The following is a 26,383-nucleotide window of genomic DNA, read 5'->3' as shown; positions in this document are numbered from 1 at the left end:
AAGCCGTAATCCATTTTATTTATTAAGGTATAAGTAACCAGATTCTTGATGAGATTTCTGAGCGCTATCTTTGTATTTTAAGATATAGAAATACGTTCCAACCGGAAGACCATCTGTTTGTTTGACTGTAGAACGTCCGTTAGAATATCCTTCAAAAACTCGGTCGTTATTATTGTACTGATCTATACTGAAAACCAAAACTCCCCAACGGTTATAAATTTCAACCGTATTATCTGGATAACATTCAATTCCTCTAATATAAAATCTTGCATTCTTGCTGTCTCCATTTGGAGAGAAAGCATTCATTACTTTAATTGAACATCCGTTTAGGTCTAAGACTGTTGGACTATCTCCGCTATTGCTTGCATCGTCTGACTGATCTTCAACTACAACTCCTCTTACACTACTTCCTTTAACTGTTGCTTGATTACTCACACTGCCACGGTTAATATCTTCTTGAGTGATTTTGTAAACCGCTGTAAAATTAGTTTCGTTAGATTCGTTGACACCCAAATTAATTGCTGGTCCAGAAACTACTACTCCTGGCAACGGATCGTTTATAGTGATTCCAACAAGTGGTACATTTCCTGTATTGGTTACAGTAAATTTGTACGTAATTGTTTCTCCTGCATTTGCAAAACCGCTCTTATTTTCGTCATTGAAAACTGCTGTTTTGATCACAGAAATAGCAGGCACTTCTACAAAAACATTTAATGTCGCAGTAGAACAATTTGACGAATTTGCTTTTTCGCAAACCTGATAAGTCAACGGATAATTTCCTCCTGGCGTGTTTGGCTTAACATTTACCGTTCCGTCAGCATTCCATTCAAAATACGGACTTTCTGTTAAAGGCTTAATTGTAACATCTGCAGGATTTATTGGTTTTCCGTTTATTAAATCATTTTCTAAAACATTTACAAATTCTAATGAACCATTAATTCCATCTGCACTAACATCATTATCATTGTTTAAAGTAATTTGATTTTCTGTTGGCGGAGCTGGGTCTGCAACATTATCAACTGTAATTTTAATTACTGCTTGACTGCAATTTGATGTATTTGCAGCTTCACAGATCTGATAAGTCAATTCGTAAATTCCATCTGGCGTATTTGCAGCAATATTGACTGAACCATTTTCATTTAATGAGAAGTTTGGATTTACTACAGGTATTGATAAAATAACATCTGAAGGCTTAATTTGCGCTCCATTCAATAAGTCATTTATAAAAATATTAACCGTAGCGTTTGCTCCTTTTTTCACATTTACAGGTCCCGTTTCATCATTATTTGCTTTTATTGAGAATGTTGGACGTGCATTACAATCTGGCGTAGCTGGCGGATAAGCAACAGAAACTGTAACCGTTGGATTTAATGAAAACTCAATTTTCACTCCATTTCTGGTAGCTTCAAATCCGTCGGCACCTTCTGACCATATTCCGTTATTTAAAATCCATCCTGGCCAATCTGTTCCATTTTTGTTGCTGTCAATCTCTGCTCCTGGCCATAAAATATCTCCGCTTAATGGCAGATTGGTTTGAGTTGCCACTACATTATTATTACTATCAATCCATTTTACTGTTAATAGATTATTTGTTGTGAAATTTTCTGGCGAAACAGAATAGTTAACATAAGGAACATTATTTGAACAATAACTATTTGCAGTTACTGCCATTTTTGGTTCTGTTACCGTAACTTTTACAACATTTGAATCACAGTTATTCGGATTTAATTTCTCGCATATTGTGTATGTCAATTCATATTCTCCTGCAGGTGCATTAGGAGCTAGTACAACATTTCCGTCTGCATCCACCGTTAAATATCCTTTTGGATCATCTTTAGTTACTTTAAGATCTACATCTGAAGGCACTAATTTATTTCCATCTTTAGTATCGTTCTCAAAAACATTGATTAGTTTCTGCGGAATGTTTACTCCAATTGCCGATGGCATAAGGTCTTCATTTGCTACAAGATTTCCCCCTGTAACTTTTACTACTGTAATTACCGAATCACAATTTAATGGATTTGTAATTTCACAGATTTTGTATTCGACTTTATAATCTGCTGCCGGCGTATTTGGCGCAACACTTATCGTGTAATCTGAATTCAGAGTCAATCCTGATGGAAGCGTTCCGATAATTTCAAATTTAACTTCTCCTGCTGCCGTTCCAACTGTGATTGGATTTCCGTTTAATTTATCGTTTGCAGTCAATGAAATTGTTTTTCCGCCAATGTTTCCGTTTATCGAAGCGATCACATCTTCAACTGCATCAATTACTGGCAATACTACTGTTACCTTCACAGTATTTGAACTGCAGTTGTCTAGATTTAATTTCTCGCAGATTTCATATGTCAGTTCATAATCTCCTGCTGGAGGATTTGCTCCCAAGATAATTTTTCCGTCTGCATCTACAGTCAGATATCCTTTCGGATCTGCCGCTGTAGTTTTCAGCGTAACATCTGAAGGATCTAATGGCTGCGCGTTTTTAGTGTCATTGTCATATATATTTTTCCCTAATGTCTGAGGAACATTCGATCCTAAAACTGATAGAATTTCATCAGCATTTGCCACAAGATTTCCTGCTGTTACCGGTACGGTAATAGTAACCGAGTCGCAGTTTAGTGGATTCGTGTTTTCGCAGATTTTATATTCTACTTTGTAATCTCCTTTTGGAGTATTCGGCGCAACAGTTATGGTGTAATCTGAATTCAGCGTCAATCCTGTTGGAAGCGTTCCGATAATTTCAAACTTAACTTCTCCTGCTGCCGTTCCAACTGTGATTGGATTTCCGTTTAATTTATCGTTTGCAGTCAATGAAATTGTTTTTCCGCCAATGTTTCCGTTTATCGAAGCGATCACATCTTCAACTGCATCAATTACTGGCAATACTACTGTTACCTTCACAGTATTTGAACTGCAGTTGTCTAGATTTAATTTCTCGCAGATTTCATATGTCAGTTCATAATCTCCTGCTGGAGGATTTGCTCCCAAGATAATTTTTCCGTCTGCATCTACAGTCAGATATCCTTTCGGATCTGCCGCTGTAGTTTTCAGCGTAACATCTGAAGGATCTAATGGCTGCGCGTTTTTAGTGTCATTGTCATATATATTTTTCCCTAATGTCTGAGGAACATTCGATCCTAAAACTGATAGAATTTCATCAGCATTTGCCACAAGATTTCCTGCTGTTACCGGTACGGTAATAGTAACCGAGTCGCAGTTTAGTGGATTCGTGTTTTCGCAGATTTTATATTCTACTTTGTAATCTCCTTTTGGAGTATTCGGCGCAACAGTTATGGTGTAATCTGAATTCAGCGTCAATCCTGTTGGAAGCGTTCCGATAATTTCAAACTTAACTTCTCCTGCTGCCGTTCCAACTGTGATTGGATTTCCGTTTAATTTATCGTTTGCAGTTAATGAAATCGTTTTTCCGCCGATATTTCCGTTTATCGAAGCGATCACGTCTTCAACTGCATCAATTACTGGCAATCCAACTGTTACCTTCACAGTATTTGAACTGCAGTTGTCCAGATTTAATTTCTCGCAGATTTCATACGTTAGCTCATAATCTCCTGCCGGAGGATTTGCGCCTAAAATAATTTTTCCGTCTGCATCTACAGTCAGATATCCTTTTGGATCTGCCGCTGTAGTTTTCAGCGTAACATCTGAAGGATCTAATGGCTGCGCGTTTTTAGTGTCATTGTCATATATATTTTCCCCTAATGTCTGAGGAACATTCGATCCTAAAACTGATAGAATTTCATCAGCATTTGCCACAAGATTTCCTGCTGTTACCGGTACGGTAATAGTAACCGAGTCGCAGTTTAGTGGATTCGTGTTTTCGCAGATTTTATATTCTACTTTGTAATCTCCTTTTGGAGTATTTGGCGCAACAGTTATGGTGTAATCTGAATTCAGCGTCAATCCTGTTGGAAGCGTTCCGATAATTTCAAACTTAACTTCTCCTGCTGCCGTTCCAACTGTGATTGGATTTCCGTTTAATTTATCGTTTGCAGTTAATGAAATCGTTTTTCCGCCGATATTTCCGTTTATCGAAGCGATCACGTCTTCAACTGCATCAATTACTGGCAATCCAACTGTTACCTTCACAGTATTTGAACTGCAGTTGTCCAGATTTAATTTCTCGCAGATTTCATACGTTAGCTCATAATCTCCTGCCGGAGGATTTGCGCCTAAAATAATTTTTCCGTCTGCATCTACAGTCAGATATCCTTTCGGATCTGCCGCTGTAGTTTTCAGCGTAACATCTGCTGGGTCTAATGGCTGTGCATTTTTAGTGTCATTGTCAAATACATTTTTCCCTAATGTCTGAGGAACATTCGATCCTAAAACTGACGGAATTTCATCTGCATTTGCCACAAGGTTTCCTGCTGTTACCGGTACGGTAATAGTTACCGAATCGCAGTTTGCAGGGACTGCACCTACTTCACATATTGTATATTCTACTTTATAATCTCCTTTTGGAGTTCCTGAAGCTACTGTAATAGTTCCATTTGTATTTAATGTCAATCCTGATGGTAAAGTGCCTACAATACTTATTGTAACTTCTCCTGAATTGATTCCAATTACTGCTTTTTCTCCATTTAGCGTATCGTTTCCTATTAGAGATACTGTTGTTCCGCCAATGTTTCCATTAATTGGAGTAATAATATCTAGTACTGCGTCAATTGTATTTTCAACTTTAACCTCTGCTGTAGCTGTCTTGCAGTTCGATGGATTAGCAGATTTCTCGCAGATTTCGTATGTAATGCTGTAGGTTCCGCTTGGCGTGTTGGCTGCCAGAGTAACGTCTCCGTTTGCATCAACGCTTAATGGTCCGTCGCTGTCAATTGTAACAACCGTGTTTGCAGACGTAACAGATGCTCCGTCTAAAGTGTCGTTTGATTTAACATTGCCAATAACTGCAGCTGTAGATCCAGAAGTGTTTGTTCCGAAGTCATCTTTAACCGCAATTAAACCATTTTCAACTTTAACTTCTGCAATCGCTGTCTTGCAGTTTGAAGGATTCGCATCTTTCTCGCAGATTTCGTATGTAATGCTGTACGTTCCGCTTGGCGTGTTTGCTGCCAGAGTAACGTCTCCGTTTGCATCAACGCTTAATGGTCCGTCGCTGTCAATTGCAATAACCGTGTTTGCAGATGTAACAGACGCTCCGTCTAAAGTGTCATTTGATTTAACATTTCCGACAATTGCAGCTGTAGATCCAGAAGTTTTTGTTCCAAAATCATCTTTAACTGCAATTAAACCATTTTCAACTTTAACCTCTGCTGTAGCTGTCTTGCAGTTTGATGGATTCGCACCCTTCTCGCAGATTTCGTATGTAATGCTGTAGCTTCCGCTTGGCGTGTTTGCCGCAAGAGTAACATCTCCATTTGCATCAACGCTCAATGCTACGTTGCTGTCAATTGTAACAACAGTATTTACAGACGTAACAGATGCTCCGTCCAAAGTGTCGTTTGATTTAACATTTCCGACAATTGCAGCTGTTGATCCAGAAGTTTTTGTTCCGAAATCATCTTTAACCGCAATTAAGCCATTTTCAACTTTAACCTCTGCTGTAGCTGTCTTGCAGTTTGATGGATTCGCACCCTTCTCGCAGATTTCGTATGTAATGCTGTAGCTTCCGCTTGGCGTGTTTGCTGCTAGAGTAACATCTCCATTTGCATCAACGCTTAATGGTCCGTCGCTGTCAATTGTAACAACCGCGTTTGCAGACGTAACAGATGCCCCGTCTAAAGTGTCGTTTGATTTAACATTGCCTATAACTGCAGCTGTAGATCCAGAAGTTTTTGTTCCGAAATCATCTTTAACTGCTACTAAATCATTTACAATTTCAACTTTAACTGTAGCTGTATTGCAATTTCCACTATTAGCAATTTCACAAATTGAATAATCAAAAGTATAAGTACCTGTTGGTGTATTCGGTTTTACTGAAAGAGCACCATTTGCAGTATTAAAAATTAACACTGAAGGTACAGTACCATTTACTGTAACATCAATATCTCCTCTATTTACTTTATTACAATTTAAAACATCGTTATCAAAAACATTAGTAATAACAACTCCTCCAGCTACTCCATTTGATGAAGAAACACTATCATCATTTGCTGTAATTTCACCAATTACGTTAACGATTTGCGTGCAAGTCTCTGTATTTCCTCCTGCATCTGTTGCTGTCCATGTCACCGTTGTGTTTCCGATTGGAAAACTTGAAGGTGCATCATTTGTCACTGTTACAGTTCCAGAGCAATTATCCGATACTGTCGGAGCACCTAAAGCAACTCCAGTTGCAGTGCATGAATTCGCATCTGCTGAAACTGAAACTCCCAACGGACAAGTGATTGACGGCTTCTGGGTATCTTTAATAATAACTTTTTGAGTCGCAGTTTCTACGTTTCCATTTTCGTCGCTAAAACTCCAGTTAATGGTATAAGTTCCCTGAGCATTATAAGTCAGCGGATCTGTCGTTGTTCCAGTCACTGTTCCTTTACAATTATCCGTCGTTGTCGGAGCAGTTGCTGTTGCAGAGCATTTTCCCGTAATGTCAGCCAATGTTGGTTTTACAGGTTTCTGAGTGTCTTTAATAATTACTTTTTGAGTCGCAGTTTCTACGTTTCCGTTTCCGTCGCTAAAACTCCAGTTAATCGTATAAGTTCCCTGAGCATTATAAGTCAGCGGATCTGTCGTTGTTCCAGTCACCGTTCCTTTACAATTATCCGTCGTTGTCGGAGCAGTTGCTGTTGCAGAACATTCGCCCGTAATATCTGCTAATGTTGGTTTTACAGGTTTCTGAGTGTCTTTAACAATTACTTTTTGAATCGCAGTTTCTACGTTTCCATTTCCATCGCTAAAACTCCAGTTAATGGTATAAGTTCCCTGAGCATTATATGTCAAAGGATCTGTTGTTGTTCCCGTAACTGTTCCTTTGCAATTATCAGTTGTTGTCGGAGCCGTTACTGTCACCGAACATTCTGCTGTAATATCTGCTAAAACAGGTTTTACAGGTTTCTGAGTGTCTTTAATAATTACTTTTTGAGTCGCAGTTTCTACGTTTCCGTTTCCATCGCTAAAACTCCAATTAATCGTATAAGTTCCCTGAGCATTATATGTCAATGGATCTGTTGTTGTTCCCGTAACTGTTCCTTTGCAATTATCAGTTGTTGTCGGAGCAGTTGCAGTTGCTGAACATTCTCCTGTAATATCCGCCAATGTTGGCTTTACAGGTTTCTGAGTGTCTTTAATGATTACTTTTTGAGTCGCCGTTTCTACGTTTCCGTTCCCGTCGCTAAAACTCCAGTTGATCGTATAAGTTCCCTGAGCATTATATGTCAATGGATCTGCTGTTGTTCCAGTCACTGTTCCTGCACAGTTGTCTGTGGTTGTCGGAACAGTTGCTGTTGCAGAACATTCTCCTGTAATATCTGCCAATGTTGGTTTTACAGGTTTTTCTGTATCACTAACTTTTACTGTAGAAGCAGCAGAAGTCTGTTCGCAACCTGTTACTGTATTTTTAACTTTCACTTTATAATCTCCATCTGAATTTACCACTAATGAAGATGATGTTTCATCAGAAATCACGACATTATTTTTATACCAAACATAATTAGGTGAACTCGCGTTTGTTGTTGTGGTCAAAGTAGTTGTTAAGCAAGCTGTTAACGTACCTCCAATTGAAATAGTTGGATTAGGATTAGTTGTTATGTTAACTACATTACTCTTTGAAGTACAGCTCGATGCATTGGTAGCAATCACATAATATCCATTTGCTGCAGACAGATTGGTCCATTCTAATGCAGACCCATTTCCAGCTTTTGCTGATTGAATCGCTGTATTACTAGAATCATATAATTGATAATTAACTCCGCTCACCGAAGTTGAGGAAGAAATTGTACCATTTCCTCCTGGCGAAACACAAATTGTACTTCCAGTTAACGATAAAGCAACTGGTAATGAATTTACCGTTACCGTTGTGCCTGCAGAAACTGCACTTGTGCAGTTTCCGTTATTGGTTGTAACTGTATATGAACCGCTCGCTGTTGCACTGTAGGTTTTACTCGTTGCACTTGGAATCGCAACTCCATCTTTATACCACTGGTTTCCAGATCCTGCAGATGATGTTAGTACAACACTGCCTCCTGAACAGAATGTTGTCCCTGTTGCAGCAACAGAAATTGTTGGCGTCGCAGGCACAGAATTTACTGTTACTGTAGCACTAACTGTTAATGCTCGACTACAGGTTCCATTACTTACATTAGTTAAATTTAAGGTGCCATTTGAAGTTACATTTGATACTGTAACTGTAGCTTTTCCATCAGATCCTATTGTAGCCGTTCCAGAAGCCGCTCCTGTATAAGTAACAACATTTCCCGATGTTCCTGATATTGTAAAAACAGCATTTGATCCAGAGCAGACTGGACTATTTGTACCGAGGGTAGCTGCAACTGGTAAAGCATTTGGTGTTATTGAAGCTGTAGCAGTATTATTGCCCGTAGGATCATCCACATTAGATGATGTAATAGTCGCAGTATTAGAATAAGTTCCTGTATCTTTAACCGTAGCAGTTATTGTCAATACAGCACTTGCGCCACTATCTAAACTAGAAATCGTCCATATCCCAGTAGAGTTATCATAAGAAGTTCCTGTTGGGGCTGTAGAAGAAACATATGTATATCCTGAAGGCAATTTGTCTGTTACCGAAACACCTTCCGCATTGGAAGGTCCTAAATTTTTAGCAGTTAATGTGAAAACAACATTTGATCCTACACATTGACTAGAAACATTAACTGTATTTTCTACAGCAACATCACTACAAAGTGTAACCGCAATAGGAGTTGATTGTGAACTAACACCACAAGATAATGTTGATGTTACTGTGTATGAGCCTGTCTTGGTAACTGTTATAGTATTTGAAGCTTCTCCTGGAATAACTGTTCCATTATAACGCCATACATATGGTGCAAAGTTGGCATCTGTGGTTAATGTTGCTGATTGTTTTAAACAACTACTTCCGCCAATATAAGTTTCTTTAGGAGCTGATGGCTGTTGTGCAAAATTTGAAAAAAATGCAGCCATCGAATAACCGTTACCTTGTTGCGCTATAGAAACCGTAAGTTTTGAATCACTACTAAGAGAAATTGTATTAGGATTTCCTATTTTATCTCTATTAAAATCAATTATATACCAACCTGTAGTCCCTAATTGACGTCTACTAGTCTTCATAGTTTCTTCTAGATTCGCAGAATTTAGCATCACCAAATCTGTAGCACTTCTTAATAATACATAACCAAAATAATCTAATGATTCTCTATTATATCCTTTAAAAGTCGAAGTTTCAATAAAATTAGATCCCCCACAAGCCGAAACTGGTGCAATTGTCGAAATATCAACCTCGCAACCATCAGCTGTACCAGAATAAACCGCAACATTATTAGTTGCAGAAATTCTTGATGATGTAAGTGCCGTGCCCGAAACACCATTTTTAAAAGTGTAAAACTGTCCCGCATTTAATGGCGAAGTAACTACTGGTGAACCTACCACACTCCCATTAGTTCCATAAGTGGTTATTGTCAGTACTGTATTATCTTTCGTCACTACAACTGTAGTTTGCTCCGCAGTGTCATTGCCTTTCCCTCTTTCAAGGAAATATTCTGTACCTAAAACAGATATTGGAGGTAATTGATCAAAAGTTCCATCCCCGCATGCAACTGGAGTGTCTATTCGCACTCCTGTATTCATTACAACGCGCCCTGATGTTTCCACTAAAGAGCCAATTGCAGCATTAAATAAATAACTTTGCCCTGCTCCTAATGTTGTTACTACACTTCCATTTACTTTTACTTGTGTGTTATTATTAATTGCCATAACACTATAGAAAGGTCGATCTTTATCACTTGATCCAACATTACGATAATATCCAACTCTAAATTCCACACCAATACCAGCATCCCCAAAACTAGTTAATGAAGCATTTCCTTTTATATAGTTATCTCCACCATCTCCTATGGCATCAGACGCAATATTTCTTAAATTTACAGAAACAGCCCCCCCTGTACTGGTAACTATTATTCCTCTATCATTATAGACTGTACCTGCTACATTATAACCTAAAGCAACACTATTTGGATTTCCCACAAATCTATAAACAGCAGGACTTCCCTTTACTGTCGTTAGAGTACCTGCAGCTGTACCATCAGGTTTTGTGAAAGCCACAGCACTGCCATCACTTTTTGTTATAGTAAAGGTTACAGGAGCAGCAGAATTAGTCGCAATTATAATTTCATTTGCATTACTAAAATACTGCCAAGGTGCTGGTGCTATGTAATGTTTAGTAAAAAACTGAGCAGAAGCATGATAACTTGTTAATAGAAAGAATAAAATCAAAAGAATTAGCCTGTAAAATCCAGACTTACAAAAAGTAGAGTTACGCATAGACAACTTGAGTTTGTGGAACAGAAATTTCGGATACTAAAAAACAGATGATTGTTTTTAGCATATTGATGAGATACGAGAAAAAATATAAAATGGATTTAAAAAAACTTAGAACAGCTTTTTCAAGATATACATATAAAAAAGACATTATGCAGACCATTGTCATATAGTAATTTAAGACTATAAAAGTCTCACTGGTTTTAAATTAAGTAGATTTGGAAAGTGCGAAAGTATATCGAGGAATGAAATCAATCAACATTATTCCGACAAAGTGCACATAAAGTCGTTAAACAACATTTTTTAACAATTGTTCATCTATTGAAAATCTAATTTCTGTAAATATTTGATAATAAAACAGCGGAATTTTCTTAAATAATTGAAGAGATATTCAATTCCCACAGAATTTATTGATAAATAGGTAAAAAAACGTAGGAAAAAAAAAATAGTACGAAGGAGAAAGAGCCTTTTAAAATAAAAAACTGATAATCAAAAAGATAAAATAACAATCCACATTTAGTTGTTACTGTAAAAATTTAATATTACGTTTTAAACCATCAAATTTGGTTCTTTTAATAGGAGAGTTTTTAAAAACTAGCTTAAAGGTTTCTTCTGTAATCTCTATCCAGTCTTTTTTAGCAAAGGAAAGCAACTCTGGATTAGGATTAAATAAAGGTTCTGAGTGGGGTTTGGAAAATCGGTTCCATGGACAAACATCTTGACAAGTGTCACAGCCAAACATCCATTCATCGAATTTTCCTTTCATTTCTTCAGGAAGATTTTCTTTTAATTCGATGGTGTAATAAGAAATGCATTTACTTCCATCAACAATATAAGGAGCTACAATAGCTTGTGTAGGACAGGCATCAATACAGGCGGTACAAGAACCACAGTGGTCTGTGACTGCATAATCATATTCTAATTCTAAATCAATAATAAGTTCGGCAATGAAGTAAAAAGAGCCAACCTTTTGAGTAATCAAGTTACTGTTTTTTCCAATCCAACCCAAACCGCTCTTTGCCGCCCAAGCCTTATCTAAAACAGGTGCCGAATCGACAAAAGCACGTCCTGATACTTCTCCAATATTTTCTTGGATTGAATGCAAAAACTCCTTTAACTTATCCTTAATTACAAAATGATAATCTTGTCCGTAGGCATATTTAGAAATCTTAAAACTTTCATCGTTTTGCTTAGAATCTGGGTAATAATTAAGTAAAAGCGATACGACACTTTTACCATCATCAACCAACAAAGTTGGATCGAGACGCTTATCAAAATGGTTTTCCATATAGGCCATTTGACCATTACGATTGTTCTTTAACCAATTTTCAAGTCGAGGAGCTTCTTGTTCTAAAAAACCAGCCTTAGAAATTCCGCAAGAAATAAATCCAAGTCTTTTGGCTTCTTCTTTTATAAATTTTGAATATGTTTCTTTTGAATTGATACTCATCGTTTAGAAAATGAAACTTCAACGTTAATAGGTTTTAAAGTAATTAATGGGTTAAACTGAACGATATCATTGTCGGCTTTAATAGTATATTTTTTAACAATCTGAGATATCGTTAAACACATTTCATAGATGGCAAATCCAGTTCCGATACACATTCTAGGACCAGCTCCAAAAGGATAAAAATATTGCATTGATTCCTTTTTTTGTTCTCCAAGAAATCGCTCTGGAATGAATTCATCAGGATTATTCCAATATTTTGGATTACGGTGCAATTCGTAAAAAGAAACTCCAATTAAAGTGTCTTTTTTAATTTTAAATTCAGCCAAAGCATCGTCCTCAAGATTTTGTCTGTCAGTAATCCAAGCTGGCGGATATAAACGCATAGACTCGTTCAAAACGGCATTCGTATAGGCCATTTTTTGAAGCTGTTCGATACTATTGCTTGTTTGCGATTCAACCTCAATGATTTCCTCAAAAACCTTTTGTTGGACTTCTGGATTTCTTCCTAAAAGATAAAGTGTAAAAGTTAATGCGTTTGCCGTAGTTTCATGACCTGCAATAAAGAGAACTTTAATTTCATCAATCAATTGTTCAATAGACATACTTTCGCCCGTATCTTCATATCTGGTTTCTAGAAGCATGTTCAATAAATCATTAATTTCCTCATTCGAAGCTTTTCTTTCCTCGATGATTTCCTTAATAATAGCATTATTTTCCTCCGCTAACTTAAGATGTTTCTTGACCTGACCACTGACTGAAAACCACCAAGCTTTGTGCGGAAGTCTAATTTCCTTAATCAAGAAGTTTTGCACTTCTTCTATAATAAATTTAATGCGATGAAATTTATCCTCAGCATTTGAAAGCTGGAATAAAGATTTTGCGACAACATTAAACGCAAGATTACTCATAACCGGAAAAAGATCTATTAGCCTTTCTTCAATTAAATTATTTACTTCTGAAGCAATAGTCGCATTCATATTATCAACCAGCTGATTCATTTTTTGTTTATGGAATGCCGGTTGAATAAGTCGTCTCTGTTTTAACCAAAAATCACCATCACTGGTTAAAAGTCCCTTTCCTAAATATTTTGAAAGATAAACCGATTGAAATTTAGATTTGTTATAATTCTTTTGGTTCTTAACTAAAATATGCTGTGCAATTTCATTATCTCGCGACAAGATTATATACTTAGAAAAGCCAATTCGTATAGAAAAAGAATCTCCGAATTTCTCAAAATATCTTTTATGAAAGGGAATCGGATTTCTACGAACACCTTCAGCATCCTTGAAAAATCTAAGTAAAGATAGTTTCTGAGGATAATTATATTTAAACTTGTCGGACATACAATTAAAACAAACCTCCTTGTATATTTGTGTTTATTTTCCCAAGATGCTTATATGCTTTATCTGTAACTTCTCTGCCTCGAGGCGTTCGCATGATAAATCCTTCCTGAATTAAGAAAGGCTCGTAAACTTCTTCTATAGTTTCACTGCTTTCACTAACAGCTGTAGCCAAAGTTGAAAGCCCTACTGGACCACCTTTAAATTTATTGATAATAGTTAATAATATTTTATTGTCCATTTCATCTAGACCATGAGCATCTACATTTAAGGCTTTTAAAGCATATCTTGAAATTTCGATATCAATTCTACCATTTCCTTTAATTTGAGCAAAATCACGAACACGTCTTAATAATGCATTTGCAATACGAGGAGTTCCGCGGCTTCTTCCAGCAATTTCAATTGCTGCTTCCAAATCAATAGGCATTTTTAGAATAGAGGCACTTCTTTCAACAATTGTTGTCAAAAGTTCTGTAGTATAATATTGCAAACGCGAAGATATTCCAAAACGCGCACGCATTGGAGCCGTTAATAATCCAGATCTCGTTGTTGCTCCGATTAAAGTAAAGGGATTCAGATTGATTTGCACTGTTCTAGCATTTGGTCCCGATTCAATCATAATATCAATCTTGAAATCTTCCATTGCAGAATACAGGTATTCTTCAACAACTGGACTTAATCGATGAATTTCATCAATAAATAAAACATCTCTTTCGTCTAAATTCGTTAGCAAACCAGCCAAGTCTCCAGGTTTATCCAAAACTGGTCCTGAAGTAATTTTGATACCAACTTGCAGTTCGTTAGCCAATATATTTGCCAAAGTAGTTTTTCCTAAACCAGGAGGTCCATGAAAAAGCGCATGATCAAGCGCTTCACCACGCTGATTAGCAGCGGCAACAAAGACTTTCAAATTTTCCAAAACTTGATCTTGTCCGGCAAAATCATCAAATGACAGCGGACGCAATCTTTTTTCAAGATCTAACTCTTCTGAGTTATATCCTTTAGTAGTAGGATCTAGATTTTCATTCATCCCACAAAGATATACAAAGTAATCAGTTTGTAAAATAGCAATACTGAACGATTAAAACTTTAACTAAACAAAAAAGGCTGTCATTTCTGACAGCCTTTGATTATTTTTAGTGGTGTAAAACTTCTTCACCTTCTTTCATTGGTACATTTTGAGGAACAAAATCTACATCATGATTAGGGTTACTGTAGTCATACGGCCAACGATATACGTGAGGAATTTCTCCTGGCCAGTTTCCGTGGATATGTTCAACTGGAGTAGTCCACTCTAAAGTTGTAGATTTCCATGGGTTCTGAACTGCTTTCTTACCGTAGAAAATACTGCTAAAGAAGTTGTATAAGAATACTAACTGGAATGCACCTCCTACAAGAGCAAATGTTGTAATTAAAACATTCACATTTTGTAAATCATCAAATAATGGGAAGTTAGTATTTGTATAGTAACGTCTTGGTAAACCAGCTAATCCGATAAAGTGCATTGGGAAGAAAACTCCATAAGCACAAACCGCTGTAATCCAGAAGTGAATATAACCTAAGTTTTTGTTTAACATTCTTCCGTACATTTTAGGGAACCAGTGGTAAATACCAGCAAACATTCCGTAAAGTGCAGAGATACCCATTACTAAGTGAAAGTGAGCAATTACGAAGTAAGTATCGTGAACGTTAATATCTAAAGTACTATCTCCTAAAATGATTCCTGTTAAACCTCCTGTGATGAAAGTAGAAACCATTCCGATAGAGAATAACATTGCAGGGTTAAATTGTAAGTTACCTTTCCATAAAGTTGTAATCCAGTTAAATGCTTTTACAGCAGAAGGAATTGCAATCAATAAAGTTGTAAAGGTAAACACAGATCCTAAGAAAGGATTCATACCTGAAATAAACATGTGGTGACCCCAAACAATTGTAGATAAGAATGCAATTGCAAGAACTGACATAATCATCGCTCTGTATCCAAAAATTGGTTTACGAGAGTTCGTAGCCATAATTTCAGAAACAAGACCCATTGCTGGTAAGATTACGATGTAAACCTCAGGGTGACCTAAGAACCAGAATAAGTGCTCAAACAATACTGGAGAACCTCCTTGGTAATGTAAAACCTCTCCTGCAATATAGATATCAGACAAGAAGAATGAAGTACCAAAACTTCTATCAAAAATCAATAATAAAGCGGCAGACAATAATACTGGGAATGAAATAACACCAATAATAGCTGTTACGAAAAATGTCCAGATTGTAAGAGGAAGTCTAGTCATAGACATTCCTTTAGTTCTTAAGTTAAGTACAGTAACAATGTAGTTTAAAGATCCCATCAAAGAAGATGCGATGAAAATAGCCATAGATACTAACCATAATGTCATACCTGTTCCTGATCCTGGAATTGCTTGTGGCAATGCACTCAAAGGAGGATAAATTGTCCATCCTGCAGATGCTGGTCCAGCTTCAACAAATAAAGAACATAACATTACAACAGCTGATAAGAAAAACAACCAGTATGAAATCATATTCATAAATCCAGATGCCATATCTCTTGCTCCAATTTGAAGCGGAATAAGTAAATTACTAAAAGTTCCACTTAAACCTGCCGTCAGTACAAAGAATACCATGATGGTACCGTGAATTGTTACTAAAGCTAAATAAATATCATTTGCCATTACACCATCAGGTGCAAATTTATCTCCTAATAAAACATTAAATATCTTAAAAGACTCTTCTGGCCACGCCAATTGCATTCTAAAAAGCAAGGACATTGCAATACCAATGATTCCCATAATAATACCAGTAATCAAGTATTGTTTAGCAATCATTTTGTGATCAATACTAAAAATATATTTAGTAATGAACGTGTCTTTATGATGATGTTCGTGCTCGTGATCGTGTCCGTGATCGTGATCGTGCGCTTCTGCTGACATATATGTGTACTTTAAATTTTCTAAATAATATTATTTCAATGCAACTTTAGCTACAGCTGCTTTAACAGTATCGACAACAGCTTTAACAGTGTCAATTACTTTTGCAGTAGAATCTGCAGTTGGAGCAGTTCCTTCAGCTGGTTTTTCAGCTGCTTTAGCAGCAGCAATATCCTGAGCTAAAGTAGTTTTCTCACTTAACCATTTTTTATAGTCTTCTGGAGAATCTACAACAACTTTCATTTGCATATTATAGTGAGATGCTCCACAGATTTTATTACATAATAATAGGTAATCAAAAGTATAAGGATCTAAAGCTGTACCACCTTTTGCAACTAACTCAATGCTCTTTTCAGCTCTAAGTTTGTTAATGTTAGCAACTTTTTCAACCATAAATGGTAACTCTCTATATTCCGAAGTAGTATATGTTGGAACGAAAGCAAATTCAGTAACCATACCTGGAACACAGTTCATTTGTGCTCTAAAGTGAGGAAAGTAAGCAGAGTGCAATACATCCTGAGAACGCATTTTAAAGTGAACTTTTTTACCTTTAGGAATGTGCAATTCTGAAACTACGATATCATCTTGAGCATTTGGATCTGACATATCAACTCCTAATGTATTGATTCCTTCGATTAAACGTACGTTAGCTTTACCTAAAACGTTATCTTGTCCAGCGTATCTTGCAGTCCATTTAAATTGCTGAGCATATAATTCGATTTCAATTACATCTTCATCTTTATCAACGAACATAATATTATTCCAAGCGTACAATCCGTAAAGAATTAAACAAGCTAAAACTACAGATGGAATAATACTCCAGATTGCTTCTAATTTATTACTATCAGCAAAAAATAATGCTTTTTTATCTTTATGTCCTCTATTTTTAAAAGAAAACCAGTATAGTAAACCTTGTGTAATAAATTGAACTAAAAAAATTAAAACCCAAGTAATATTCATTAAATTATCCACTAAAAGTCCATGCTCTGAAGCAGGCGTGTGAAGTGCTAAACCTCCCCATTTTAGTAAACCGTAAATCGTAAATATGTATATGAATGCCAAGAAGCCAAACATAACATACCCTTGAATATTATTATCATTATCTGATGCAACTTGAGAATCGTCCGAAGAAGCTCCTACCTGAGTAAGATCAAATATCTTCGTCAATTGCCATAATGCAACTGCTAATAAAACTAAAACTATAATTACCAACAAACTTGTCATCTGTTTACTTCTTTAAATATTAATAATGAAAATGTTTACTTTCTTCGATGAAAGGATTTCTTTTTGCAAGCAAAGGAGATTTAGTTAATGCAGTAAATACAACAAATATAAATAAACCTAAGAAGAAAAGAATCGATGCAATTTCAGGAACTCCAATAAACCATTTGTCTCCTACTGTACCAGGCATGATCATATTAAAGAAATCAACATAATGACCTAATAATATCACAACACCAGCCATAACAATAACCCAGTTAAGACGTTTAAAGTCAGTATTGATTAATATTAATAATGGGAAAACAAAGTTCATAACAACCGCTCCAAAGAAAGGAAGGTTATATAACTGAATTCTTGTTACAAAATAAGTTACCTCTTCTGGAATGTTAGCGTACCAAATCAACATGAATTGAGAGAACCATAAATAAGTCCAGAATACACTAATACCAAACATGAACTTAGCTAAATCATGGATATGACTTGTATTTACATACTCCAAATATCCTTTAGATTTTAAATAGATAGTTACTAATGCAATAGCTGTAATACCACTTACAAAGAAAGAAGCAAATACATACCATCCAAATAAAGTACTAAACCAGTGTGGATCAAAAGACATAATCCAATCCCAAGACATAATAGACTCAGAAACTATAAAGAATACTAAGAATCCAGCAGACGCTTTGAAATTCTTTTTGTAGTAAAGATCATCATTTGCTTCATCTTGTGCCAAACAGTTTTTTCTAGAAATATGACGGTAGATATTCCATCCTAATAAAAAGATAAATGCTCTTGCAATCCAGAAAGGAAAGTTTAAATATCCTGATTTTCCAGCAATGATAGCATCGTAATTTGGGCTTTTAGGATCAGTTACTCCTTCTCCTAACCATACGAAGATATGATTAAAATGTAATCCACATAATACTAAAAGTATAAAGAAGATTATAGAACCAGCTGGCAAATAAGCTGTTATACCTTGCATAACTCTAAACAAAACTGGAGACCAACCTGCTTGAGCAACTTGTTGAATTGCATAGAAAGCTAAAACCCCCATTGAAAGAAGTAAAAAGAAAATACAAGCCACATATACAGCAGACCAAGGCTTATTTTGCAATTGGTGCAATACGTGCTCTAAATGTTTTTCGTGCTCATTTGCACCAGAAACTTCTGCATGCTCAGCTCCTTTGTGAGAGTCATGTGCAACTTCAGCAGCCTCATGATGACCTGCTTCTTTGTGAGATGCCTCCGCTTTTTCTTCATGCGCAGCGCCATGAGAACCATGTTCATCTGCAGCAAGTATTTTTTCAACTTCTTGAATATCTTTTGGTGCGCTTAAAAAACCATACCCAATTCCTAATAAACCAACGGCCATTAAGATGATAGAAAAAGTTTTTAATTTACTTGAAAATGTATACATATCTATTACGATCAGTTTGTTCAACAATTATAATTGGCTTCTTAGTTTCAGAACATAGTCAGCAACTAACCAACGTTCGTGAGCACTTAATTGATTTGCATGTGAACCCATTGCATTTAAACCATAAGTCTCAACATGAAAGATACTTCCTTCAGTGATCTCTCTGTCTTTATAGCTAGGTACTCCAAGAAATTTCTCTCTTTCAACCAATTTACCTTTACCGTTACCAGTTGCACCATGGCAGCTGATACAATAAATATCAAAAAGCTCTTTACCTTTTCCAGAATTTTTCTCTTCTTCTGTCAAAGGTGATTTTAAATTAGCTTTTGCTAATTCATAACCAGCAGTTGAGTTTTCATATTCATAAGGTTCAAAACCTCTATTGATAGTTCCTGCAACAGGAAGCTGTCCTTCTTTTCCTCCCTTAAATATTTTTGCTTCTGAATATGGCTCGTAAGCAACAGATTCATACATATTAGGGAAATACTGATAGTTCGGTGCCGAATTATTGTGGCAAGATGAAACTAAAATAGTTATACCAACTAAAAGTGTTATTTTATATATCCTTTTCATAGCTACAATTAATTCTTTTCTATTACTTTAACTTCAACAGCTCCAGTTCCTTCGAAGAAAGAAACTAGTTCAGCTTCGTTATCATTTACAGCAACCTCCATTAAAAAGTGGTCATCAGTTGTTCTTACATCTGGGTTTTCAGCTTCTTTAAATGGCCATAATCTACTTCTCATGTAAAAAGTGATTACCATTAAGTGGGCTGCAAAAAACACAGTCATTTCAAACATAATTGGCACGAAAGAAGGCATGTTTTGGATGAAACTAAAACTTGGTTTACCTCCAATATCCTGTGGCCAGTCATGAATCATGATATAACTCATCATAGTTGTTGCAACAGAAATACCAACACAACCGTATAAAAAAGCACATATTGCTAATCTTGTTGGTGCTAAACCCATGGCCTTATCCAATCCGTGAACCGGGAATGGAGTAAAAACCTCTTCAATATGATGATGAGCAGCTCTAGTTTTCTTTACTGCATTCATCAAAACGTCATCGTCATTATAAATGGCGTATATAACTTTATTACTCATGATGTGAATCTTTACTGTTTGCTCTTTCTCTAATATAATTATCTCCTGTTCCTTTCAAAATTGTTTTAACCTCTGCCTGAGCAATTACAGGGAATGTTCTAGAGTATAATAAAAACAATACAAAGAAGAAACCAATTGTTCCAATGAAAATTCCAATATCAACAAATGTTGGTGAGAACATTGTCCAAGAAGATGGAAGGTAATCTCTATGTAAAGAAGTAACAATAATTACGAATCTTTCAAACCACATACCGATGTTTACTACAATCGAGATGATGAATGAGAACATGATACTTGTTCTTAATTTTTTGAACCACATAAACTGAGGAGAGAACACGTTACATGTCATCATCGACCAATATGCCCACCAGTAAGGTCCAGTAGCTCTGTTTAAAAATGCATATTGCTCATACTCTACACCTGAATACCAAGCTACGAATAACTCAGTGATGTAAGCAACACCTACGATAGATCCAGTAATCATGATAATGATGTTCATTAACTCGATATGTTGTAATGTGATGTATGCTTCCAGGTTAGATACTTTTCTCATAACGATCAACAATGTATTTACCATTGCAAATCCTGAGAAAACCGCTCCAGCAACGAAGTATGGAGGGAAAATTGTTGTATGCCATCCTGGAATTACAGAAGTAGCAAAGTCCATAGATACAATCGTGTGTACAGAAAGTACAAGTGGAGTAGCTAAACCAGCTAATACTAAAGATACTTCTTCAAAACGCTGCCAGTCTTTTGCTCTACCGCTCCAACCAAAACTTAAGATAGAATACACTCTCTTGTTAAATGGAGTAATAGCTCTATCACGAAGCATTGCAAAGTCAGGTAACAAACCAGTCCACCAGAAAACTAATGATACTGAAAGATACGTTGAAATCGCGAATACGTCCCAAAGTAAAGGTGAGTTAAAGTTTACCCATAAAGATCCAAATTGGTTTGGTATAGGTAATACCCAGTATGCTAACCATGGACGTCCCATGTGAATAATTGGAAATAAACCTGCTTGTACTACAGAGAAGATAGTCATAGCTTCAGCAGAACGGTTGATGGCCATTCTCCAACGTTGACGGAAAAGTAATAATACCGCAGAAATTAATGTTCCAGCGTGACCAATACCAACCCACCAAACGAAGTTAGTAATATCCCAAGCCCAGCCAACTGTTTTATTTAATCCCCATGTTCCGATACCGGTAGATACGGTGTAAATTATACAACCTAACCCCCAAAGGAAGGCTATTAATGCGATTGAAAATACAATCCACCATTGCTTGTTTGCAGGCCCCTCAACAGGTGCAGCTACATCTACAGTTACATCGTGATAAGATTTATCACCAATAACTAAAGGTTTTCTAATGGGTGCTTCGTAGTGAGACGACATAATCCTTTATATTGTTTCTTAATTAATAATTTTACTAAGTATTTCTAACTTTAACATGGTAAACCACATTAGGTTTTGTACCTACATGCTCTAATAAGTGGTATGATCTTTCGTCAGCAGCTAATTTAGCAACTTTACTTTCTTTATCATTTACATCACCAAATATCATCGCTCCTGAAGAACAAGCACTAGAACAAGCTGTTTGGAATTCACCATCTCTAACTGGACGGCCTTCGTTTTTAGCTTTTAATTTAGTAGCTTGTGTCATTTGGATACACATAGAACATTTCTCCATAACACCACGAGAACGTACGTTAACGTCAGGATTTAATACCATACGGCCTAAATCATCGTTCATATGATAATCGAACTCGCTGTTTTTGTTGTATAAGAACCAGTTAAAACGACGTACTTTATATGGACAGTTGTTAGCACAGTAACGAGTACCAACACATCTGTTGTAAGCCATATGGTTTTGACCCTCACGACCGTGAGAAGTTGCTGCAACTGGACAAACTGTTTCACAAGGTGCGTGGTTACAGTGTTGACACATTACAGGTTGGAATGCTACTTGAGGATTATCTCCTGCTTTTTCCATTTCATTAAATGTAGATAATGAACTAGATAAGCCAGCAATTCCTTCTTTTCTTTCGTTATCACCTTCAAAAGTGCTTTCAGAAGAATAATATCTATCGATACGTAACCAGTGCATATCACGGCTTCTTCTTACCTCTGCTTTACCAACAACTGGAACGTTGTTTTCTGCGTGACAAGCGATAACGCAAGCTCCACAACCAGTACAAGCATTTAAGTCAATTGAAAGGTTGAAGTGGTGCCCTGTTGTACGATCAAATGATTCCCAAAGATCTACAGTAGTAGCCTCAACTTCTTGGTGATCTAAAGATACCATTGGTTTTTCATTCCAATGTTCAGCATCTTTAGTATTGAATATTTCTAAAGTAGTTTCTTTAATAATATCTCCTCTACCCATTAAAGTTTTCTGACCTTGAACACAAGCAAACTCATGTACACCACCAGCTTTAGCAATAGATACTGATTGAACATTATTGAAACCTTTATATAAAGCGTAAGCATTTAAACCTACTTGCATTTCTTCTTTTAGAGCTGCTTTACGTCCGTATCCAAGAGCTAGACCTAAAGTACCAACTGCTTGACCTGGCTGAACGATAACTGGAACATTTTCCAATTTAACTCCATCAACCGTAATAGTAGCATAACTACCATTTAAACCTCCGTTTGCAACAATTTCGTTTGATAAACCAAGTTTCTTAGCATCAGCATTAGATACTGTAACATAGTTATCCCAAGAAACTCTTGTAATTGGATCTGGGAACTCTTGTAACCATGGGTTATTAGCGTGTTGCCCATCTCCTAATCCTGTTTTAGTATATAATACTAATTCAAAATCACCAGCAGATTTAGATCTTGCAACAGCATTTGCAGCAGTAGCAGCATCAATAGCACCTCCAGCCAAAGCTGAAGATCCAAGAACAGCTACACCATCATGTAATACTTTATTCCAAGAAGCTCCTGCAGTGTAAGCTCCAGAGTTTGTTTTTAAGTAGTCATAAAAAGTACCAGCTGTACCATTTACTGACAATAAAACATCTTGAAATTGTTTTGTATCAAAGATTGGACGAATTGTAGGCTGAGTTAAGCTATATGTTCCGCTTGTAAGCTCAAGATCTCCCCAAGATTCTAAGTAGTGAGGAGCTGGTGCAGCAATTGAAACAATTGATGCAGTTTCGTCTTCTTTTAATGAAAAAGCAACAGACGTTTTAACTTTTTTCAATCCAGATACAAAAGAAGCTGAATCAGCTAAAGTGTAAACAGGATTAACTCCACTCATAATTAAAGTATGAACACTTCCAGCATTCAAATCTTTAATCAACTGTGCAACTGCAACATTAGAACCTTTTCTAATTTGTCTCGCTCCAGCAGTACTAAAAGCTTCACTAGCCAATACTTGATTGATAGCTAAAACTAATAATTGAGCATTTTTATCTTCAATTCCAGATACTAAAACTCCTTTTGAACCAGCAGCTTTAAGCTGTTGTGCAGCTTTTACTACTTCAGTTTTAAAGTTTCCTTCTAAAGCCACAGGAATAGAAGCACCTACAACAATATTATAAATTTGAACTAAAGCTTGCTTTTGAGCAGCTACAGTCATTGGAACACGCTTATCAGCAGCAGCTCCAGATAATGTCATGTTTGATTCAAACTGAAAATGACGAGACATTTTTCCGTTTTGAGGAATACGTCCTTGTGCATATCCTGTATCATATCCTCCACCTTGCCAGTCTCCTAAGAAATCAGCACCAACAGAAACGATTAAAGAAGCTTTTGAAAAATCATAATCAACTAAAGCTCTTTGACCATAAGCAGATTCAAAAGCATCTAAAGCCTCAGATGAAGAAACTGCATCATACACAACGTGCTTAGCGTTTGGATTTTTTGCAATAAACTCAGCAATTAATTTTTCTGTAGATGGACTCGCTAAAGTGTTAGTTAATAATACTACTTGACCACCTTTAGCTTTTGCATCTGCCAAACTTGATTTAATTTTTAAATCAACAGCTGACCAAGAAGAATTTTTACCATCTACCTTTGGCTCTTTCAAACGAGTACTATCATAAAGCCCTAAGATAGATGCATGAACTCTAGCATTCGCAGAAAATTTAGCTCCTGCAATTGTATTGTTTTCAATTTTAATTGGACGACCCTCACGAGTTTTCACCAAAAGATTAGCAAAATCAAATCCGTCAAAAACCGTAGTTGCATAATAATCTGCAACACCAGGAATGATTTGTTCTGGTTGTAATACATAAGGGATAGACTTGTGAACAGGACCTTCGCAAGCAGCTAATGTTACAGCCGCTGTACTAAACCCTACGTACTTTAAAAAGTCACGACGTGAAGTCCCAGATGTAGATAAAGCCTCAGCGTTACCCAAAAACTCATCAGTAGGAATCTCTTCAACAAATTCGTTATTTCTAAGCGCCTCAACAATAGAGCTATTTTCTAGCTCTTCAACACTTTTCCAGTATTTTTTGTTTGATGACATTGTATATATATATTAAAATCTTAATAAATCGATTAATAGTGGCATTTACCACACTCTAAACCTCCCATTTGCGCTGCAGTTAATTTCTCTACACCGTATTTTTTAGAAAGTTCAGCATGAATTTTGTCATAGTAAGCGTTACCTTCCATCTTAACATCAGTTTTTCTATGGCAATCAACACACCATCCCATTGTTAATTTAGAGTACTGCTTCATGATTTCAAATTCTTGTACTGGACCGTGACAAGTTTGACATTCAATACCTGCAACAGAAACGTGTTGAGAGTGGTTGAAGTAAACAAAGTCAGGTAAGTTATGAATACGAACCCATTTTACAGGCTGTGTTTTTCCAGTATAAGCTTGTTTCGTCTTATCCCATCCAACAGCATCATATAATTTTTGAATTTGAGCATCGTAGAATGCTTTACTGTACTCAGGAGTCGCAGTTGTTTCAGCAACTTCAGAAATATTTTTATGACAGTTCATACAAACATTTAATGAAGGTATACCAGCTGTTTTACTTACACGAGCAGCAGAGTGGCAATATTTACAATTGATTTCGTTATCACCAGCGTGAATCTTGTGAGAGTAGTGAATTGGCTGAATTGGCTCATAATTCTGATCTACACCTACTTGCATTAAGTATCCGTAAACAAAATAACCACTAGCCAAAAGCAAGAAGATTGAAGTTACTAAAACCAAAAATTGGTTTTTAACGAAAGCTTTCCAAATTGGAAGTCTTGCTTCTTTTGGAGCAATTTCAATACCGTTTTTGTTTGCAACTTTAGTTAAAACCTTGTTTACCATAAACAACATCACAACTAAAATAGCCATTACAAGAGCAAGAGCTCCTAAAATAATGTTATTTGAAATAGCGCCATCCTGAACATTTGTTCCAGGAGGAGTCGCACCACCTCCCACAGCCGCAGCTGGTTCAGCTTTAGGCTGAGAAGTATAAGCTATAATATTATCAATATCACCTTCAGATAATTGAGGAAAAGAAGTCATTACCGCTTTATTATTTTCCTCAAAAAGTTTAACAGCAACAGGATCACCTGACTTAATCATGTCAGAACTGTTATGCACCCACTTATAAAGCCAAGCTTTATCATGTTTATCAGCAACTCCTCGTAAGGCCGGACCTGTTGATTTAGCATCTAATTTGTGACATGCAGCGCAATTTGCATTAAAAAGTTCTTTCCCTTTTGCTGGATCACCGCCTCCTGCAGCTGGAGCAGCCGCAGCAGCCTCAGGCGCCGCCGGAGCAGCAGCTTCTTGAGCAAATGAAGTTAGGGAGAAAATTAACGTTAGCGATAAGCCAAACAGCAATTTTCTTGAGATCGAATTATGGTTACCCACCTTTTTCATATAGTATAAATAATTGTCTACTAATTTTTGGTATGATTTTTTCTGTAGTAAATCCAGTAAAAACCTATACCCTCTTTTAAAACTTGCACAAAAATACGACTTATGAACTATTCTCAAAACCTTAAAATAGTCTTAATTATCAATTTATATCAATTCTAAATAATATTAAAATTTCACACTCAAACTTTAAATAGTATTTTTGCATAAAAACCATCACATTATGAGAATTTTAAGTCCTTCAAAAAACCTTTTCTTAACAATTACAACGATTGCTTTCGCACATAATATTAATGCTCAAGATCAAAATTTAACACTGAACCAAGACCCTAAATTTGAGCAGCTACTTAACGAAAAGCGCAAAATTAACACGTCAATAAATACAAACGATACTTATAGAATTCAAATCTTTAGCGGTAAAAGCGACGAGGCAAAAAAAACGTTATCGGATTTTAAAAGAGAAAATTCGAATATCGACGGAACCATTATTTTCAGCACTCCAAACTACAAAGTAATTGTTGGAAATTTTAAAACCAGAATAGAAGCAGAAAGAAACCTAGCAGAAATCAAAAAAAGATACAAAAGCGTTTTCTTACTTAAACCTGGAAAATAATCCATTAAAAAA

General features: G+C 36.2%; 13 protein-coding genes. 1 reads left to right on the top strand and 12 read right to left on the bottom strand.

The annotated features are described in order from the left end of the window. Positions 1-15: 15 nt before the first annotated feature. The 12 genes from QLQ95_RS11755 to QLQ95_RS11700 all read right to left on the bottom strand — a co-directional run bounded on the left by QLQ95_RS11755 (position 16) and on the right by QLQ95_RS11700 (position 25,761). Positions 16-10,446: a T9SS type B sorting domain-containing protein gene (locus QLQ95_RS11755; RefSeq protein ID WP_482503904.1), complete on the bottom strand. Its 10,431-nt coding sequence runs from the start codon at positions 10,444-10,446 to the stop codon at positions 16-18. A 520-nt stretch (positions 10,447-10,966) separates the two neighbouring features. Next, on the bottom strand, positions 10,967-11,893 hold the full coding sequence (gene queG / locus QLQ95_RS11750; RefSeq protein ID WP_482503902.1) for a tRNA epoxyqueuosine(34) reductase QueG: 927 nt from the start codon (positions 11,891-11,893) through the stop codon (positions 10,967-10,969). Then, positions 11,890-13,236, bottom strand: a complete 1,347-nt coding sequence (locus QLQ95_RS11745) for a cytochrome P450 (protein WP_482503901.1) — start codon at positions 13,234-13,236, stop codon at positions 11,890-11,892. The genes queG and QLQ95_RS11745 overlap by 4 nt, the downstream gene beginning before the upstream one ends. A gap of 4 nt (positions 13,237-13,240) precedes the next feature. Beyond that, complete coding sequence (ruvB, locus tag QLQ95_RS11740; RefSeq protein ID WP_095927926.1) at positions 13,241-14,263, bottom strand: Holliday junction branch migration DNA helicase RuvB; 1,023 nt, start codon at positions 14,261-14,263, stop codon at positions 13,241-13,243. Between the two features lie 106 nt (positions 14,264-14,369). Then, positions 14,370-16,172, bottom strand: coding sequence for a cytochrome c oxidase subunit I (locus QLQ95_RS11735; protein WP_095927927.1), 1,803 nt, complete (start codon positions 16,170-16,172; stop codon positions 14,370-14,372). Between the two features lie 30 nt (positions 16,173-16,202). Continuing rightward, positions 16,203-17,393 (bottom strand): cytochrome c oxidase subunit II, encoded by a 1,191-nt coding sequence (locus QLQ95_RS11730; RefSeq protein ID WP_095927928.1) that lies wholly within the window; start codon positions 17,391-17,393, stop codon positions 16,203-16,205. Between the two features lie 19 nt (positions 17,394-17,412). Beyond that, the gene (locus tag QLQ95_RS11725) at positions 17,413-18,807 is read right to left on the bottom strand and encodes a quinol:cytochrome C oxidoreductase (RefSeq protein WP_095928198.1); all 1,395 of its coding nucleotides are present in this window, start codon (positions 18,805-18,807) and stop codon (positions 17,413-17,415) included. Between the two features lie 27 nt (positions 18,808-18,834). After that, positions 18,835-19,380 (bottom strand): c-type cytochrome, encoded by a 546-nt coding sequence (locus tag QLQ95_RS11720; RefSeq protein ID WP_320493319.1) that lies wholly within the window; start codon positions 19,378-19,380, stop codon positions 18,835-18,837. 8 nt (positions 19,381-19,388) lie between these two features. Continuing rightward, positions 19,389-19,913, bottom strand: coding sequence for a DUF3341 domain-containing protein (locus tag QLQ95_RS11715; protein ID WP_095927930.1), 525 nt, complete (start codon positions 19,911-19,913; stop codon positions 19,389-19,391). Beyond that, positions 19,906-21,309: an NrfD/PsrC family molybdoenzyme membrane anchor subunit gene (gene nrfD, locus QLQ95_RS11710; RefSeq protein WP_008466839.1), complete on the bottom strand. Its 1,404-nt coding sequence runs from the start codon at positions 21,307-21,309 to the stop codon at positions 19,906-19,908. The genes QLQ95_RS11715 and nrfD overlap by 8 nt, the downstream gene beginning before the upstream one ends. Positions 21,310-21,343: 34 nt before the next feature. Next, positions 21,344-24,394, bottom strand: a complete 3,051-nt coding sequence (locus QLQ95_RS11705; RefSeq protein ID WP_320493320.1) for a TAT-variant-translocated molybdopterin oxidoreductase — start codon at positions 24,392-24,394, stop codon at positions 21,344-21,346. Positions 24,395-24,426: 32 nt separating this feature from the next. Further along, positions 24,427-25,761, bottom strand: a complete 1,335-nt coding sequence (locus QLQ95_RS11700) for a c-type cytochrome (RefSeq protein WP_320493321.1) — start codon at positions 25,759-25,761, stop codon at positions 24,427-24,429. 220 nt (positions 25,762-25,981) lie between these two features. On the opposite strand from QLQ95_RS11700, the gene QLQ95_RS11695 reads away from it, so the two are divergent. Further along, complete coding sequence (locus QLQ95_RS11695) at positions 25,982-26,371, top strand: SPOR domain-containing protein (protein ID WP_095927933.1); 390 nt, start codon at positions 25,982-25,984, stop codon at positions 26,369-26,371. Positions 26,372-26,383: the final 12 nt, after the last annotated feature.

It is taken from the genome of Flavobacterium sp. B330r (assembly GCF_056824325.1).
This window is presented reverse-complemented; position numbering and strand designations above follow the sequence as displayed.